A 17,574-nucleotide genomic window follows, 5' to 3' on the forward strand; every position below is an offset into this window, starting at 1 on the left:
TACACTCGCTTTTACGCTGCCTCCTGCAGGGAGCAGCCCCGATTGCGGGAAGATTGCTTTTGTCGGCTGGGGCTTGTGCAAACCCGGAAACACTGTTGCCCCGGCAAGGCAGCGCTGACTTAGAACGGTGATTCAGAACGCTGACTTAGACAGTAGCGCAGGCTCGGGAGATACCCGGGCTTGGAAAGCGGTATGGATTTAGCCAGCGCCGCGGCTACTAAACCGTCGTGAGCTATTAAACCGCCGTGGGCTATTGAACCGCCGCAGGCTATGGAAGCGCCGCAGGCTATGAAAGCGGCGCAGACTATGAAAGCGGCGCAGACTATGAAAGCGGCGCAGGTTTAGAAAGCAGCGCTCACCAGGCGAATGCTTCTGGCCAGCAGGCAGTATCCAACTGGCACTAACAGCTCGCCACAGCAGCGGGCCAGCAACAGCCCCCTAGGGGCGATTAAGCCGCAGCCCCGCAATAGCGTGATCCCGGCCAAGCTCCAGTACACAGTCAGCGCGCCCGGGCATTTCTTCGAGCAGATTGCGGGTAATACGCTCATAGTGCTGTACAAAGCGGACGATCTCCGCATCCGACATTCCGCCGCCACGGGCAGCCCGCAGCTGGTGCTCCTGCTGAGTGCGCCAGGCGAGCACGCTCTGCATATCCGGCACTTTCAGCATTACCAGCACATCGAGCATGGAAAACAGCTGCCGGTAGGGCCCCTGCAGCTGTTGATTGATGTAATCCCGCCAGTGCCCCTCGGGGTCTTCAAGGCGCTCAAGACTGTTGATCGGTTCCTCAGCGCCCTGCCATGGCAGGGCGCCGACACACCACCCCTCGAACAGCAGAATATCCACCGGGCCACGATAGTGGCTCCAGGTTGAAGTCGCCGCACGGTCATCAATGGATTTATCAAAGCGGGGGATCGGCGTCTGGTCGCCCTCGCCGCTGCGACAGAGACGCTGGATCGTATCGATACCGAGCGCCACATCATGAGTGCCGGGTACGCCTCGGGTGGCCAGCAGCGGGTGTACCTGCTGCCCCAGTCGCAAGCGCTCGGCGCGGGTCAGGTAGAGATCATCGAGGGAAAAGCCTGTACTGCGAACACCTATGAGTCCCCATACAAGCGTTAGAAATGCGGTCAGCGTGGATTTTCCGGAGCCCTGGCCGCCACAGAGACCAACCACCAGTGTCTGCTCCTGCCGGGTCTGGTCTTGATGCCGCTGCTCCTCAAGCCAGATGGCCAGAGGCAGCAGGTACTGATCAATCGCCCGGTTGAAGGAGGATGGCAGCTGCTGCTCGGCGATAAACTCTGCGATCGGCTCCTCTAAAGCCTGTCGCAGTGCCCGCGCACGCTGCAGGATCGCTTCCGGCCAGCTGGATGTCATGCGTCACCCCGTTTCCCATGGGTTTCAAAGGCTACCAGGCTAAAAGCCGCTGCCGCTCCCGGCCGGGAGAGTTCAGCGCTTTCTATGCGATTCAATTGAAGCGACTCACCTGCTGCGCCTCAACCGCACCCACAATCGCTGTGGCACAAGCAGTGTGCCACTATCGCTGCGCCACTATCGATGCGCCACTATCGCTGCGCCATTATCGATACGCCATCCGAAGAGAGCGCTCTGCAGCCGGCGCTGGCGCCTGCCTAGAGGAAGCAATGCAGGTTCCGTGCCGGCCCCATGGTAAAGCGGTTATGCCCACAGCGGGGGATCAACCCTCGCCCCACTGGGTGCCGCGAATCGGCGGTGGCAGCAGGCTGGCGAAGAGGTCGCGGATGCGCCCCGGCAGCACCAGCATCACCGGTGTCACCACCAGTGTCAGTACCGTCGAGAATGTCAGGCCATAGACAATGGCGCTGGCCAGCTTGACCCAGAAGGACGCCACCACGCCGCCAACCACTACATCGCGGCCGACCATATCCACACTCACGCCGAGGGCGAGAGGCAGCAGGCCGAGGATGGTGGTCGCGGTGGTGAGAAACACCGGCCGCAGCCGCTGTGCCGAGGCCTTCACCGCCGCCGCCGCCGGCGACAGGCCCGGCTCGGCGTTGCGCACATAATTGTAGGTATCGATCAAAACGATATTGTTGTTCACCACAATCCCGGCCAGCGCCACAATGCCCACGCCGGTCATGATCACACTGAAAGTGCTCTGGGTCAGCAGCAGGCCCAGCATCACACCCAGCGTCGACATCACCACCGACGAGAGAATCAGCAGGGACTGATAGAAGCTGTTGAACTGGGTCACCAGCAGGATATACATCAGAAACAGCGACAGCAGGAACGCGATGCCCAGGAAGGTCAGGGATTCGTTCTGCTCCTCATCGGCGCCCCGGAACAGCAGTTCCACACGGCTGTCCACCGGGTTCTCCGCCAGCCACGCGCGAATCTCCCGCACCTTGTCATCCGCCAGAACCCCCTCTTCGGCATCCGCCTTCACCTGCATACGGGTGATGCCGTTGATCCGTTCGATCTTGTCCACCTTCGGGTGCGCCTCGGTGCGCACAAAACTGCTGACCGGCACAGCGCCGCCGGGGGTATTTACCTTCAGCTGGTCCAGCGCGGCGATGCCACGGGATGCCTCTGGATAGCGAATGCGAATATCCACTTCCTCGTCGCTGTCGTCGGGGCGGTATTCAGCCACTCGCACGCCGTTGGTGACCAGCTGCACCGCCCGCCCCACTTCCGTGAGGTCGGCCCCATAGAGCGCGGCCTTGGAGCGATCGACTTTCACCTCCCACTCGATACCCGGCAGCGGCGCCGTGTTGGTGATATCCCGCAGGCCGTCGAATTCGTGGAGGAGAGCGTGGGTGAGACGCCGTGTTTCCACCAGCAGCGCATCATAGTCGCGCCCGCGCAACTCAAGCACGATGTCCTTGCCGATGGGGGGGCCGCCCTCGAACTCATTGGCGGTTACTTTAATGCCGGGGAAGTTCGCGCAGCGCGCACGCAGGTCGGCGAAGATGTCACCGCTGCGACGCTGGCGCTCCTTGGCGGGAATCAACTCCACCAGAATATTGGCGATCTGGTCCGGGGCGCGATCGCGGTTACCGGTCAGGCCTGTGGAGCCAATCGCGGTGTAGGCAACCCGCACTTCCGGCACCGCCAGAATTGCCCCCTCGACCTGAGCCACCAGCTCGCGCTTTTCCGCCACCGACAGATTGCCCTGGGCCCGCACTTCCACGTTGCCGTACTGCTCCTCGGTATCGGTGAAAAACTCCACCCCGGCGCCAAAGCGGCCAAAACCGACAAAAATGCCAAACAGCAAAATGATTGTTGTCGCGAAGGCGGTGATGGGGCGATGCACCACCGCTTGCAGCAGCCGCGCATACCAGCCGGTGATGCCGGAGAGGGTTGTCGGCTCGCCGTGCTCCAGTTGTTTGAGGTAGTCCTGTGTGGCCATATCGAGGCTGCCCTTGCCGAACAGGGAGCCGAGCACCGGAGCAAAGAACAGTGCGTACACCAGCGATCCCGCCAGCACGGCAAACACCGTTACCGGCAGGTAGCGCATAAATTCACCGACCACACCGGGCCAGAACATGATGGGCAGGAACGCCGCCAGCGTGGTGCCGGTGGATGCCAGCACCGGCCAGAACATGCGGCGCACCGAGAGAAGATAGGCAATGCGCGCGGACATGCCCTCGGCCATTTTGCGGTCGGCGTATTCGGTAATAACAATGGAGCCATCAATCAGCATGCCCAGCGCCAGCAGCATGCCGAACATCACCATGAAGTTGAAGGAGTAGCCGAGGTACCAGGTGATGATGGAACCGAACAGCAGGGAAAACGGAATACCGAGTCCCACCAGCATTCCCGAACGGAAGCCCAGTGCCGCCACCACGATAATCATCACCAGCAGCATGGCGGTGAGGATATTCCCCTGCATTTCACTGACCATATCGCGGGCAAACTGCGACTGGTCGAAAACGAAATTCAGCTCCACGCCGCGGGGCAGGCTGGCGCGCTCCGCCAGTACCACCTCGCGCACCGCGTCCGCAAGCTGCACCGAGCTGGCATCGTTGCGCTTCTCCACGTTGATCGCCAGCCCCGGCCGGCCGTTGACGCTGGTGTAGCTGGACGCATCCTTGAAGGTGCGGCGGATGTCCGTCACATCCGAGAGGGTCACCACGCCGTCCCGCGAGGTTTTTACCGGGATATCGTAAACATCGCGGGCGGTCTCGATCAGCCCGGGCACCTTGACCGAGAAGCGGCCGCTCTCCATCTCCAGTTCACCGGCGGGAATCAGCAGATTATTACCGGTAATGGCACCGATCAGCTGGTTGCTGGTGATCTGGTAGTGCTCCAGGCGCACAGGGTCGATGGTCGCTTCCACCACTTCTTCGCGGTTGCCCTGAATATCCGCACTCAAAACCTCGGCAATATTTTCGATCTTGCGCTTCAGGTGTTGCGCACTCTGCAGCAATACGCGCTCGCCCACCTGTTCGCCGGCCAGAGTGACGACGATGGCAGGAAATGGCTGTGCCGCGGCCTCCTCCACGATCGGCTCGTCCGCATCCCGCGGCAATTCGGCCTTGGCGCGGTCAACGGCGTTGCGCACCTCGTCCACCGCCATATCCACGTCGATGGCGGCATCGAATTCGACGACCACATAGGCGAGGGACTCACGAGCGGTGGCAATGGTTTCCACCACACCCTCGATGGAACGGATTTCCTGCTCCAGCGGCCGCACCAGCAGGCGCACACCGTCCTCGGGGGAAATCCCCTCGTGGCGCACCTGCACAATCACAAACGGCGGGTTGACCTCGGGGTTGGTTTCGATGGTCATCATGCCGCGGGCGACGATTCCGATCAGCACCACCAGCAGCATAAAGCTGATGGTACTGCGGGCCCGGTCTACCGCCTTGTCGAGTATCTTCATTGCGACGCACCCCGCTCGGTGACATCGGCGCGCTCCGCCACCGTGGTGCCGGCGGCCTCCTCCTGCTCCTGGCTCGGCGCGGGCAGATCACCGGCGGCCTCGTCGATTTTCACCTCTACGGTCTCGCCCACGGTCACATATTCCTGCCCCACCGTGATCAGCGTTACCGGATTGGGCAACCCGGTCACCCAGACCCCGGTGTCGCCGTCACTGACCAGCGTCACATTGCGAAACTGCACCCGGTTTTCCTCGTCGAGGATTCGCACGCCGAGGTCGCCCCGGTCATCGAGGGTCAGCAGAGAGGCGTTGATGCGGTGCGCATTCACCTCCCCGGTTGGCAGAGCGAGCCGGCCGCTGAGGCCACCACGCAATTTGCCGCCACGATTATTCACCGCCACTTCCACCCGGTAGGCGCGGGTTACCTCGTGGGCCTCCTGGCTGACATAGCGCAGCTCTCCCCGCACCAGGTCCCCCTGGCGCAGCTGGGCACTGGCCGGGGCGCCGGGTATCAGCTTGCCCACTTCGGCTTCGGACACCTCGCCCACCACCAGCACCGGGTCCAGGTCGAGCAGGGTGGCGCATTCCTCACCGCGGCGAATAAAGTCGCCCAATTCCACCGCCCGGTGGTTCACCACCCCATCGAAGGGGGCGGTAATTTCCAGGTTCTCCATCGCCACCTGCGCGCGCTTGTAGTCGGCGCGGGCATTGGCGAGGGCGACGGTACGCTGGGCGATATCCGTTTCCGACTGCAGTCCCTTGTCCCGCAGTTTCTGCGCGCCGGCATAGTCGAGCTCCGCCTTGCGCAAGGCGGCCTTGGCCTGGGCCAAGCGTTCCGGCCGGTCCTCTGCCTCGATACGGCAGATCACTTCGCCCTGCCGCACCGCTCGCCCCTCCGCCACCGGCAGGGAGGAAATAACACCATCCAGCTCCGCGCGCAGCCGCACCACGCGATTGGCTTCGGTATGACCATTGACCACCACCCGCGTGGTATAGGGCTGCGCCTGCAGCCGGCGCGCCTGCACCACCAGAGACTCCCCCTGGGCATTGGCCGCTTGCGCCCCGGCACTGCCCTCACTGTCAGCGCTCTCCTGCGGTACGATCAGGCCACTGGTCAGCCACAGCAGGGAAAGCAGCGCCACGATAATAGCGATCCGGTAGTTGCGCTGTTGCCAGAGGTTCGCAAACACATTCATAGGGAGAGGCCTGTCATCTAGTCTGTTGAGCGAAGGATAAAGCGTTGCTGTTTACGCACGGGCGCGAGCAGCGGATTGTAGCGCTGCATTGTGACGAGGGCTGTTGACAAAAGCCAACGGAAAACGAAATTGAGAAGGGTTTAAGGGGTGTGATGTGACGGGGGTTCTATCCGCTTGCGGGAGGCGACGCGAAGGCCAGCTTCAGCTCAGCATTGCCTTGAGAAAATCAGCCATCTCGGTCTTCTCGTCCATCAGTTCGCCACTGCAAAATTCCGCATTCCACTGCAGCAGTATCCGGCCCAGGGCGCGGGCCTGATCTGCCAATGCGCGGAGCTCCTCGACGCAATTCTTGGCACCGGTATAGAGCTTCAGCTTGCGGTGGCTGTTGGCCAGTGGGTGGGAGGAATACTGGGAGCGGTAGACCTCCAGCTTCCAGCGCAACGAATGGACCATGTTGCGGTAGAACACCAGTTTGGTGGGCAGGGTCAGCAGAGAGAAGTCCTCCAGGTCGGAAAACAGGGTGCTGTCCACACCCAGCACCTGGGTCTCGAGGTTGCCAGACGCGGCGATCACATCGGCGCTGCGCGGCTCCGCCAGCAACATTGCCAGATCACCGAACAGCTCGCCGGGGCGAACGGTCGCCAGTGGCCGCATCGCCCGCCCACCCGTCGGGGAGTTCACATGCACCTGCAGCTCACCGCGCAGCAGGAAGTAGACCCAATGATCCATTTCGCCCACGCCGTCGCCCAGCGCCAGCAGTTTTTCGCCGGGGGCAAGCGTGGTCAGGTGTGATCGCTTCAGCAATATATCGTATTGCCATTCACTAATGGCACGAACGTCACGAAATAAGTGAATGACCCTTAAGAGCCGATCTACGGTATCTCGTGAATAGTCACTAAGCGGTGTAATGTTCATTCGGCACTTGCATCTTCTTTATCGTGAATTGAATGCGTGATCGATCCCTATCGATTCGATGCCAAAAAGAAAGCCCTCGAAGAAGCGTTCCAGAAGCAGGCTGACGGGTGTCCTGTCGACATTATATTTAAAAAAACGTGATGCGGTACTCATTTTAAGCTTGAACAAGCTACCAATTACAGTAGAGTTGAGAAGCATTCAACAGATTTACCCCCGACATAGAGATAATAAAAAGGTAATCTGGTGGGCATACCCCGGTGATAATGAGGCGTGCCCACCGTCTTAACTCACCGGAACGTCCCGACCGAAATAAAAGAAAAAGCAAACCATGAAAACGATAAAAACTCTCATCGCCCTCATGGTGTTCGCGACGGCCATCTCTGCCAAAGCCGCACCACTAATGAACGGACTGGCGCTCGAGCAACAGTTCAATAAAGACCGCTACATCGCCGCAGTCTACTCGGACACACTGGCAGACAGGCCAGACGTCCTGCTTAACAACAACACCAACCGTCAGCTGGAAGTGCGCATAATCGCCGACTCCCTGTCCGCACGCCGCTTCCGAAACCAGTGGATGGAAGGGGTCGCCATCAACAACTCCGGCAACACCCTCAGTGGCCAGGCCGAGAACATGGTCACCTTTGCCAACGTGTTCAAGGGGCGTCTGTATAAAGGCGACAGTTTCACCGTCGCGTTCGACGGCAACAGCGGGATCACAACCATCTCCCTGAACGGAGTGAATCTGGCGCAGGTCAGCGATCGCAACTTCTTCAATATTCTGTTGCGCGCCTGGGTAGGCCCGGTTCCCCCGTCCACTGACTTCCGCGATGGGCTGCTCGCCAGCGGCAATGTCGATGCAAGCCTGCTGGGCACCTATGAACTGCTGGAGCCCGCGCCAGAACGGGTCGCCAAGATAAAATCCAGCATAGCACCCCAGGCTGAAAGCGATGTGGCAGAACCCGCAGCCGATGAGACTTCAGTGGCCGCCGCACCGACAGTGGATGGACCTGTGCCGGCACAGCCGCCACTGGCAGGAAGCATCCCCGCGCCCACTCTGGCTTCTGCGGGCAATACCCCCAGCGAGACTCCTGACACACCGGCCCCGACCCAGCCACAAGCCGAGCAGCCTGCGCCCGCACCCGCGCCCACGCCCAAACCCGCGCCGGTAAAACAGGTTGCTGAAGCGCCAATGGAGGAGGAAGAGGAGGAAGAGGATGAGGCGCCGCTGACTGCCGACATGATCCTCGCCCAGCAGATTTATCAATCCATGCTGCTGCGCCACACCTATAAATTCATTCGCTATCCGCAGCGTGCCCAGGACCGTGGCCAGGAAGGCAGCGTGCGCCTGAGCGTGTCCATCGACAAAGAGGGACGCATCCTCAACATCGAGCCCCTGCAGGAATCCCGCTATACCAGCCTCAACCGCGAGGCTCGCCAAGCGGTGGAACGGGCCAGCCCCTACCCGGCAGCGCCGCCGCAACTGGCAAAAGAGTCTTACCAGTTCACCATGCCGATCACCTTCCGCCTGCCGAACTAATCGCTGCAGCGACCAACCCCACAGCAAACCCCGCTTACGCGGGGTTTCTTTTTTGACGCCTCAAAGCCCCCTATTCTTTAAAGCCGCGCCAGCCACAGAGCTTTTCCCGCTCACTGTGATTACCCGCCCCTCCAATCGAAAACGTAAGCTTTAAACCCTGAGCTTTTATCGTCCGGGACATTCACCGTGCCCGCCGTACCACTGACCGCGACTCGGTTGCCGCTGCGCTCAAAGCGGGCTTACACTCGGGCAGGATAAAAATTCATTGAAAACCACGGTCACCATGAAAAAACTACTGCTCTCCCTGGCCATCGCCGGCGCCACCTCCGCCACCATCACCGGCTGCTCCAAATCCGAAGCGCCGCAAATGGCCGATCAAGCTGGAAGTCCCGCCATCGAAATCACCGAGTCCAACGCCGCTCTCGAACAGGACTCCAGCGTCGAATTGGGCTCCGGCATCGACCTCAACGCCATGGACACCTCCGTGCGCCCGCAGGACGACTTCTTCTCCTATGTAAACGGCAACTGGCTCAAGACCACCGAGATTCCAGCGGACAAATCCCGCTGGGGCGGCTTCAGCATCCTGCGCGACAAAGCCACTGAAGAGGTCAAGGCGCTGATTATGGCGGCCGGCGAACATGCCGACAGCGACAGCGGGAAAAAGATCGGGGATCTCTACAACAGCTTTATGAATGAAGCCCTGATCGAGAAACAGGGCCTCTCCGCCATCGCCGGCGAGCTGGCCAAAGTCGATGCTATTCAGTCGCAGAAAGACCTGACCGACTTCTTCGCTTACGCCGACACCGTCGGTTACGACGTACCCTTCGGTGCCGGCATCTGGCAGGACCTGAAGGAGGTGGAAAACTACATCACCGTCATGTGGCAGGCCGGCCTCGGCCTCCCCGACCGGGATTATTACTTCGACCAATCCGACAAAGGGCAGAAACTGCAGCAGGCATACACGGATTACCTGATCAACATCCAGAATATCGCCGGTCTCGAAGAGGCCCCGGCCTACGCGGATAAAATCTTCGCACTGGAAAAAAGCCTGGCGGAGAATCACCGCAGCCGCGTGGAAAACCGCGACCCGGAAAAGTACTACAACAAGAAAAGCGTCGCCGACCTGAAAGCGATGATGCCGGCGGTGGACTGGGACAGCTATCTGCAGCAGGCCCACCTGGAAAAAGCCGAATTCTTTATGGTCGGTCAGCCCGAATACCTCGAGGCCGCCAGCAACATCATCGCCAATACCGACCTCAACACCTGGAAACGCTACCTGAAGGTCAAGGTGCTGACCGCCATGGCGCCCTATATGCACGGCGAGCTGGCCCAGGCGCAGTTCGACTTCTACGGCACCACGGTTCGTGGCATTCAGGAAATGGAACCGCGCTGGAAGCGCGCCGTGCAGTTCGTCAATGGCGCAGCGGGCGAACTGGTGGGCCAGCGCTATGTACAGGAATACTTCCCGCCCGAGGCCAAGGCGCGCATGGTCCAGCTGGTGGACAACCTCAAGGCCGCCTACCGCGAATCCATCGAAGAGCTCACCTGGATGAGCGAGGAAACCAAACAGCAGGCCCTGGACAAGCTGGCCAACTTCACCACCAAAATCGGCTACCCGGATGAATGGCGCGATTACAGCGCGCTGGAAGTCAGCGCCGACAACCTGACCGGCAATGTTCTCGCTGCCAACCTGTTCGAGAGCCTCCACGACCGCAACAAACTCGGCAAACCTCTCGATCGCGGCGAATGGGGCATGAGTCCGCAGACCGTCAATGCCTACTACAACCCGGCGATGAACGAAATCGTCTTCCCGGCCGCCATCCTGCAGCCGCCCTTCTTCAATATGCAGGCGGAAGACGCTGTGAACTATGGCGGTATCGGCGGTGTGATCGGTCACGAAATCGGCCACGGCTTCGACGACAAAGGCAGCAAGTTTGACGGCAGGGGCTACCTCAACAACTGGTGGACCGACTCTGACCGCGACAACTTCGAACAACTCACCGGCAAACTGGTGGCGCAATACAACGGCTTTGAACCGCTGGAAGGCGAAAAGGTGAATGGTGAACTGACCCTTGGCGAGAATATCGGCGACCTCTCCGGCCTCGGCATCGCCTACAAGGCCTACAAAATGTCCCTGAATGGCCAAGAGGCGCCGGTGATCGACGGCTTCAGCGGTGACCAGCGGGTGTTTATGGGCTGGGCTCAGGTATGGCGCAGCAAGATGCGCGACGAGGCGCTCAGCGAGCGGCTCAAGACCGACCCTCACTCCCCGGCCAAGTACCGCGTGCAGGGCGTAGTGCCAAATATCGACGCTTTCTACACGGCTTTCGATGTCAAGGAGGGCGACGCCATGTACCTGCCGAAGGCGGAGCGCGTTGTGATCTGGTAAATCCAGCGATCCGCGTTACACCGGCCTGACCGTCACAGCCGGGTCGCCACAGCCAGGCCGCAACAACCGGTCGCAACACTCGGTCGCCACAAGCGGACAGCGATAACTGAACCGTTATCGCCGGTCTGTCGGCACAGTAGGCTGTAACCACAAAAGCCCCGCGAGCGGGGCTTTCTGCTTTGTTGGGAGCCCAAGTGAATCTCAGCAGGGCATCCCTTTGTTCTGAACGATAACGCCACACTGCATGATCGCCACTTGGACCTTGGCCTTGGCTTTGAAAAAGTCTAGGACTCTTGCCTCACGCCAAAACAGGGCGATGTTTTCTTTAGCCTTTAGCGCCGTGACGTAACTTCCTTACCCATCAACATTTCCCCTTCAACGCTCACCCTGCAACATCATCAGCGGCCGGCCAACACCCGGGCTTAGTGATCGCTCTATCCAGCGACTGCCTGTCCTCGGGAAAACCGTGAAACGGTCTTTTATCCTCGACCATGTTTTTCCATAGCCCCAAAGCGCTGACTGCACGGATGACAAAGGTGGGCTTGACCCAGATTTCATTTGCGGGGGATTTCCGTACTATAGAGGGCACCTGATAACAGGGGGAGCCCCGCAATGGCCCACCACAATCAATTCCAGCTGCTCGGCAGCCGTCGATTCCTGCCTTTTTTTGCCACCCAGTTTCTCGGCGCCTTCAACGACAATGTGTTCAAGAGCGCACTGATGGTGATGATCGCCTTCCGGCTGGCGGCGGATGAGGCCAACGCCCTCAATAATTTGGCCGCCGGGCTGTTTATCCTGCCGTTTTTCCTGTTTTCCGCCACGGCGGGCCAACTGGCGGATAAATATGACAAAACCCTGTTGATACGCCGCATCAAACTGGCCGAAATCGGCATTGCCCTGCTGGGGGTCTATGCGCTGTTGAGCGGCAGCAACCGTCTCAGCCTGCTGGTGCTGTTTCTGCTCGGCGTACAGTCGGCATTTTTCGGCCCCATCAAGTACGCCATCCTGCCCCAGCATCTGCGGCGCTCGGAGCTGGTCGGCGGCAATGCACTGGTCGAGATGGCCACCTTTGTCGCCATTCTTTCCGGCACCATCGCCGGCACCACCCTGTTTGCCCTCGGTGACGGTGGTGACGGCCTCTGGTGGATTGGCGCCGTGATCATTGCGGTGGCGGTAATTGGCTATCTCGTCAGCCGCCAGGTTCCCGCCGCGCCGGCTCCGGTGCCGGAGCTGCGCATCGACCTGAACCCGCTGCGCCAGACCACGCGGCTGCTGCGGGAAATCGTCAAAACCCCCGCCATTTTTTACTCCATCATCGGTATTTCCTGGTTCTGGCTGCTGGGCGCCGCTTACCTCACCCAGATCCCCAGTTTCAGCAAGAATGTGCTGGCCGGCAGCGAGAGTCTGGTGGCGCTGCTGCTGTGCAGTTTCACCATCGGCGTCGCCATCGGCTCGCTGCTGTGCGAGCGCCTGTCCGGCGGGCGCATCGAACTGGGGCTGGTGCCCCTGGGCGCCGCCGGGCTGACCTACGGCGGCATCATGCTGGCGGTGATCGGCGGCAGCCTGACGCCGCTGCAGGAGCCGGGGCTGGCCAACTTCTGGCACAGCGACGGCGCCCAGGCGTTTCTGGCCCACCTGATGCTGATCGGTATCTTCGGTGGTTTCTATATCGTGCCGCTGTACGCCATGATCCAGGATCGCAGCGCGGAGGCGCTGCGCGCGCGGGTGATCTCCGTCACCAATATTCTCAATGCGCTGTTTATGGTGGTGTCCGCCATCCTCGGCATCACCTTCCTGAACCTGCTCGATTTCAGCATTCCGCAGTTCTTTCTGGTGATCGCGCTGATGAATGCGGCGGTGGCGGTATTCGTCTTCAACCGGGTGCCGGAGTTCGCCATGCGCTTTCTGGTGTGGCTTCTCTCCCACACCATGTACCGGGTCAGACACGAGGGGCTGGAACAGATCCCCGAGAGCGGGCCGGCCATCATCGCCTGCAACCATGTCAGCTACGTGGATGCCCTGCTGCTGGCGGGGGCCGTGCGGCGGCCGATCCGCTTCATTATGTACAAGCCCATTTACGAGATCCCGGTACTGCACTTTATTTTCCGCACCAGCCGCGCCATACCTATCTGCTCCAAAGAGCGAGACCCGCAAGGCTATGCCCGCGCCTTCGAGGAAATCGAGCAGGCCCTGAGCGATGGCGACCTGCTGTGCATTTTCCCCGAGGGCCAGCTGACCAAGGACGGCGAGCTGGCGCCATTCAAGGCGGGCATCGAGAAAATCCTGCAAAACAAGCCGGTGCCAGTGATCCCCATGGCGCTGCGCGGCCTGTGGGGCAGTTTCTTCAGCCACAAGGATGGCCACGCCTTTAGCACCTGGCCCCGGCGATTCTGGTCGCGGGTCAGTGTGGTGGCGGGCAAGCCGCTGGATGCGGCCTCCGCGCGGGCGGAAAAACTGCAACAGCTGGTGCTGGGGCTGCGCGGAGAGCAGCGCTAGTCATCACTGCCCCTCACGGGGCACCGGCGGCCGGCCACTCTATACTGCCCTCACGGTATTTTTCTAAAACCTGAGGGTGGCGGTAATGGATCTTCAATTGAAGGGCAGGCTTGTTTTTGTCAGCGGCTCCACCAAGGGCATCGGCCTGGCCATCGCCGAGGCGCTGCTGGACGAGGGCGCCCGCGTGATCCTCAACGGCCGCAGTGGCACCCAGGCGCAGGCGGACAGCCTCGCCGGGCGCGGTGATGTGCTGGCGCTGGAGGGCGACCTTGCGGACCCCGAAGACACCCGTCGCATCTGCCGGGAAATCGATGCCATTGGCCCGCTGGATATTCTCGTCAACAACATGGGGATTTTTAACCCCAAACCCTTCGCCGAGATCGATGACGGCGAGTGGCAGACTTTCTTTGACGTCAACGTCATGAGCACCGTGCGCCTCAGCCGCCACTTTTTTCCCGGGATGCTGCAGCGGGATTTCGGCCGCATCATCAATATCGCCAGCGAGGCGGGCATTCGCGGGCTTGAGAGCATGGTGCACTACTCCATGACCAAGGGCGCGCAGATTGTGATTGGCCGCGGGCTCGCCAACCTGACCCAGGGCAGCGGCAAGGACATTACCGTCAACTCGGTGCTGCCCGGACCGACCCTCACCGAGGGGGTTAAAAACTGGCTCAGGGAGAGCGCCCAGGTGCAGGGCAAGAGCGAAGCGGAATTCGTCGCCGAGTTTTTCCAGAAAACCGAGCCGACCTCGCTGATCCAGCGCTTTATCCGGCCCGAAGAGATCGCCAGCATCGTGGCTTTTATCGCCTCCCCCCTCAGCTCGGCCATTAATGGCGCCAGCATCAAAGCCGAGGGCGGCCTGATTAAATCGATTGTCTAGGACCGCCAATGCCAATGCCAATGCCAATGCCAATGCCAATAGCAATAATAGGACCGGGAAATCCTGCGCTCGCCCCTAAAAACCCTTAACCATCGCCACCTGCCATCACCAGTGCTCCGGCGCACTCAGCGCCTGCCCACAGCGGGCCACACCGGTCACGGAGTCCAGCGCGCCGGGCCGCAGCTCCAGCGCCATCCACGCCTCAGCAGGGTATGACAGCGGGTACGGCGCCTGAATCTGGTGCCGGTGGCTGAAACCAAAGCGCGAGTAGTAGGCCGGGTCGCCGTAAACCAGCACCGCTTCAGTACCGCGCTCCCGGAGCAATTCGAGACCGCGCCGCACCAGGCTGCCGCCAATCCCCCCGCCGTGGCGGTGACGGCTCACCGCCAGAGGCGCCAGAATGGAAACTTTGATGGGGGCTTTGATGGGGTCGCCGCCCTCTATGCGCACGGCGCTGAAGATTACGCAGCCGCAAGGCTCGCCCTCCTCCTCCGCCAGCAGCGCCAGGCATGGCTGCGCGGTCTCGTCCGCCAGTAACGCCACCGCCAGACTGGCCACTGCGGGGCCCTCGCCTTCCTCACCTTCCGTACCGAAGGCATCCAGGCAGATGGCCCGGATCGCGTCAGCCTTCGCCACGCCTATCTCCCGCATGGTGATCGCCATAGGTTTTCCTCCCGGATATTCAGCAGTAAGTCACTGAGCGGTTAGTGATGGTAAACAAGGATACGGGCAGACAGAGAGCCTCCCGGCGCGGCGCTGCAGTTTTGAGTATGGGCCACGGCGCAGCCGGCAGGCCGAGCAGGCCAGCTGCCACTCCAGCATCAGTATCTATACCGCGCTATAGCCATAGCCATAGCCATAGCCATAGCCATAGTTAAAAATTATCAGAGCCAGAGAAAAGATTGAATTTAATGTTTCAAATCAGCCCACTAGCATCAGGGCTGTCCCGTTAACAGAGTATTGGTCAACCCAACAAGGAAATCGCAATGACACTGAATCCAGCAACAGGCAACAGCAACCAAACCTGCGAGTGCAACTATCAGGACAACTACTACGGTGATCAGGTCTGTGTGCTGCGCCCCGCGCGCTGATCACACGGGCAACCCATGGGATAAACGACCAATCCTCCAGTTGGTCGTTTATCCCGTGCCACTTGCCGATCAATCCCGAATCCAGAACCCAGAACCCAGAACCCAGAACCTTAGGAATAAAGTTCGGTACTGACAGCTGCCAACAGTAGTGTTTTTGTAATCAACACGCGGTCGATACGGGTCAGGAAAGGCCGGATACGCATCTGGGCAGTCAGACCCCGGCCGGGCTGTTTATCGCTTTTTTTAGCTCTTTTATCCCGCTATCCGGTTATCACTAAATGGCCGTTTTCCACTTTGCGCGAGACGGGTGACCCTGAACTACCCCAAGCATCCTCCGTAAAACGCAGAAACCACCATGAATGACTACCAAAGACGGGCACGGTAAAACCGCTGGATTGTGATTCCAAAGCCGACCGCCCAGCGGTCATTCCCCCCATTCCGAACTCCCGGCGCTCAGTGGCGGCTAAAAACCAGAAATCGACCAACCGTTCATCCACCCTTCACGTCCGTCCGTAACGACCAAAGATGCCAACTGCGTCTAAATGCGGGATAATGCGAAAATCAACCGTCTTTTTTGTGACTTGTGTCGCACAAATCAACGCGGCATGCTGAGTACCGTTTTAGGAAAGCAAAATGAATAAGAAACTGTGCGGCTGGATGCTGGGATGCGCCACCCTGCTGCTGCCACAGCTAACGCTGGCGGGGGGCACTGGTGCGGGCACCCCGATTACCAATACCGCCACCGCCACCTTTACCGACAGCGACAACAATCCGCGCACGGTGACCTCCAACACCACCAGCCTCACGGTGGATGAGCTGCTGGACGTCACGGTGTCCAGCAACGATTCCGGCAATGTCTCGGTTCTGCCCGATGATACCGGCGCCCTCCTGTCCTTCACGGTCACCAATACCGGTAACGGCACCGAGGCCTATGACCTGATTCTGGATACCAGCCTCACCAGCGACCAGTTCGACCCGCTGGACGTACAACTGTTCCTCGACACCAATGGCGACGAAGTGTATGACGCCGCGGACGAGCAGTTTATTGTCGGCACCACCACGCCGCCGCAGCTGAATGCGGACCAGAAACTGGTGGTCTTTGTGGTCTCCACCATTCCGGGAGCCCTCAACAACGGCGATATCGGCCTCGTCGAGCTGACCGCAGAATCCATCACCGCCCAGGCGACGGTGGGTGCAGACAACCCCGGCAGTGTATTCGCCGGCCAGGGTGACAGTGGTGTCGACGCCATCGTGGGCAGCAGCGGCGCCCGCGCTTCGGACCAGGGCGGCTATCAGCTGATCCAGGTAGAAACCACGTTCACCAAGAGCCAGAGTGTCAGCGACCCCTTTGGTGGCACCGCCGCGGTTCGCGGGTCGGTAATCACTTACACGCTGGAATTTGAAGCGAGCGGCAGTGGCGACCTCACCGGCCTGGCCCTGAGCGACGATATTCCCGACAACACCACCTATGTGCCCGGTTCCATCACCCTCGATGGCGCAGTTAAGACCGATGCCGCCAGCGATGACGAGGCGGTTTTCGACAGCAGTACCACCCCCAAGCAGATCCGGGTGGATATCGGCACGGTCACCGCACCGGCCACCCACACCGTGACCTTCCAGGTCGAAATCAACTGAGCAACCAGGAGCAACCTGTGAACAAGCTTGTCTCTTCATTAACGCTCGCGGCCGTCCTGCTCGGTGCTGCCCTGCCGACACTGGCGGCAGTGGAGCTGGAGACCCGGGCCTTCCGCGAAGTGGCCGCCACCAACGCCGCTGGCCAGCAGGTCACCAGGCTGGAGCCCCTGCAGAGCGCCGCCCCCGGCCAGGAAGTCATCTACGTGATCACCTACCGCAACACCGGAGACCAGCCGGCCCAGGGCCTGGTGGTCAACAACCAGGTGCCGGCGCAAATGGAGTATGTGGGCGGCTCGGCCGAAGGCGAGCGGGCGCAGATCGCCATGTCCGTGGACGGCAGCACCTTCGGCCCCCTCGCCAGCCTGCGGGTGCCGACCGCCGATGGCGCACTGCGCCCGGCGGAAGCGGCGGATGTCACCGCCCTGCGCTGGACCATTGAAGGCGCTGTGGCACCGGGCACCTCCGGCACCGTGCGCTACCGCGCGGTACTCAAATAACACGCGGTGCGGGAATACATAGGGCGGCATGCCCACCGCTGTAAAGCATGCAAAACAACAGATATCGACTGAATCAA

11 protein-coding genes are annotated in these 17,574 nt (G+C 60.7%); 6 read left to right on the forward strand and 5 right to left on the reverse strand.

The window, feature by feature from the left end:
• Positions 1 to 438 precede the first annotated feature (438 nt).
• From ABEA58_RS03825 to ABEA58_RS03840, 4 genes are all read right to left on the reverse strand, one after another.
• Positions 439 to 1,377, reverse strand: a complete 939-nt coding sequence (locus ABEA58_RS03825; protein WP_345549013.1) for a phosphoribulokinase — start codon at positions 1,375 to 1,377, stop codon at positions 439 to 441.
• 319 nt (positions 1,378 to 1,696) lie between these two features.
• The gene (locus ABEA58_RS03830) at positions 1,697 to 4,864 is read right to left on the reverse strand and encodes an efflux RND transporter permease subunit (RefSeq protein ID WP_345549015.1); all 3,168 of its coding nucleotides are present in this window, start codon (positions 4,862 to 4,864) and stop codon (positions 1,697 to 1,699) included.
• Positions 4,861 to 6,057 (reverse strand): efflux RND transporter periplasmic adaptor subunit, encoded by a 1,197-nt coding sequence (locus ABEA58_RS03835; protein WP_345549016.1) that lies wholly within the window; start codon positions 6,055 to 6,057, stop codon positions 4,861 to 4,863. The genes ABEA58_RS03830 and ABEA58_RS03835 overlap by 4 nt, the downstream gene beginning before the upstream one ends.
• Before the next feature lie 201 nt (positions 6,058 to 6,258).
• A complete protein-coding gene (locus ABEA58_RS03840) occupies positions 6,259 to 6,861 on the reverse strand; it encodes a cyclic nucleotide-binding domain-containing protein (protein ID WP_345549018.1) in 603 nt (200 codons plus the stop codon).
• Between the two features lie 439 nt (positions 6,862 to 7,300).
• On the opposite strand from ABEA58_RS03840, the gene ABEA58_RS03845 reads away from it, so the two are divergent.
• The 4 genes from ABEA58_RS03845 to ABEA58_RS03860 all read left to right on the forward strand — a co-directional run bounded on the left by ABEA58_RS03845 (position 7,301) and on the right by ABEA58_RS03860 (position 14,274).
• Complete coding sequence (locus tag ABEA58_RS03845) at positions 7,301 to 8,509, forward strand: TonB family protein (protein ID WP_345549019.1); 1,209 nt, start codon at positions 7,301 to 7,303, stop codon at positions 8,507 to 8,509.
• A gap of 283 nt (positions 8,510 to 8,792) precedes the next feature.
• Positions 8,793 to 10,898, forward strand: coding sequence for a M13 family metallopeptidase (locus ABEA58_RS03850; protein ID WP_345549020.1), 2,106 nt, complete (start codon positions 8,793 to 8,795; stop codon positions 10,896 to 10,898).
• Positions 10,899 to 11,510: 612 nt separating this feature from the next.
• Positions 11,511 to 13,394 carry an MFS transporter gene (locus ABEA58_RS03855; RefSeq protein WP_345549022.1) on the forward strand — a complete coding sequence of 628 codons (1,884 nt, stop codon included), beginning with the start codon at positions 11,511 to 11,513 and terminating at the stop codon, positions 13,392 to 13,394.
• An 85-nt stretch (positions 13,395 to 13,479) separates the two neighbouring features.
• Positions 13,480 to 14,274, forward strand: coding sequence for an SDR family NAD(P)-dependent oxidoreductase (locus ABEA58_RS03860; protein WP_345549024.1), 795 nt, complete (start codon positions 13,480 to 13,482; stop codon positions 14,272 to 14,274).
• Between the two features lie 105 nt (positions 14,275 to 14,379).
• On the opposite strand, the gene ABEA58_RS03865 is transcribed toward ABEA58_RS03860, so the two are convergent.
• Positions 14,380 to 14,937 carry a GNAT family N-acetyltransferase gene (locus ABEA58_RS03865; protein ID WP_345549026.1) on the reverse strand — a complete coding sequence of 186 codons (558 nt, stop codon included), beginning with the start codon at positions 14,935 to 14,937 and terminating at the stop codon, positions 14,380 to 14,382.
• Positions 14,938 to 15,998: 1,061 nt separating this feature from the next.
• On the opposite strand from ABEA58_RS03865, the gene ABEA58_RS03870 reads away from it, so the two are divergent.
• Together ABEA58_RS03870 and ABEA58_RS03875 are read left to right on the forward strand one after the other, a co-directional pair.
• Positions 15,999 to 17,000 carry a hypothetical protein gene (locus ABEA58_RS03870; RefSeq protein WP_345549027.1) on the forward strand — a complete coding sequence of 334 codons (1,002 nt, stop codon included), beginning with the start codon at positions 15,999 to 16,001 and terminating at the stop codon, positions 16,998 to 17,000.
• 17 nt (positions 17,001 to 17,017) lie between these two features.
• A complete protein-coding gene (locus ABEA58_RS03875) occupies positions 17,018 to 17,497 on the forward strand; it encodes a hypothetical protein (protein ID WP_345549029.1) in 480 nt (159 codons plus the stop codon).
• The last annotated feature ends 77 nt before the right edge of the window (positions 17,498 to 17,574 follow it).

The organism is Microbulbifer aestuariivivens, assembly GCF_039545115.1.
Classification (GTDB): Bacteria; Pseudomonadota; Gammaproteobacteria; order Pseudomonadales; family Cellvibrionaceae; genus Microbulbifer; species Microbulbifer aestuariivivens.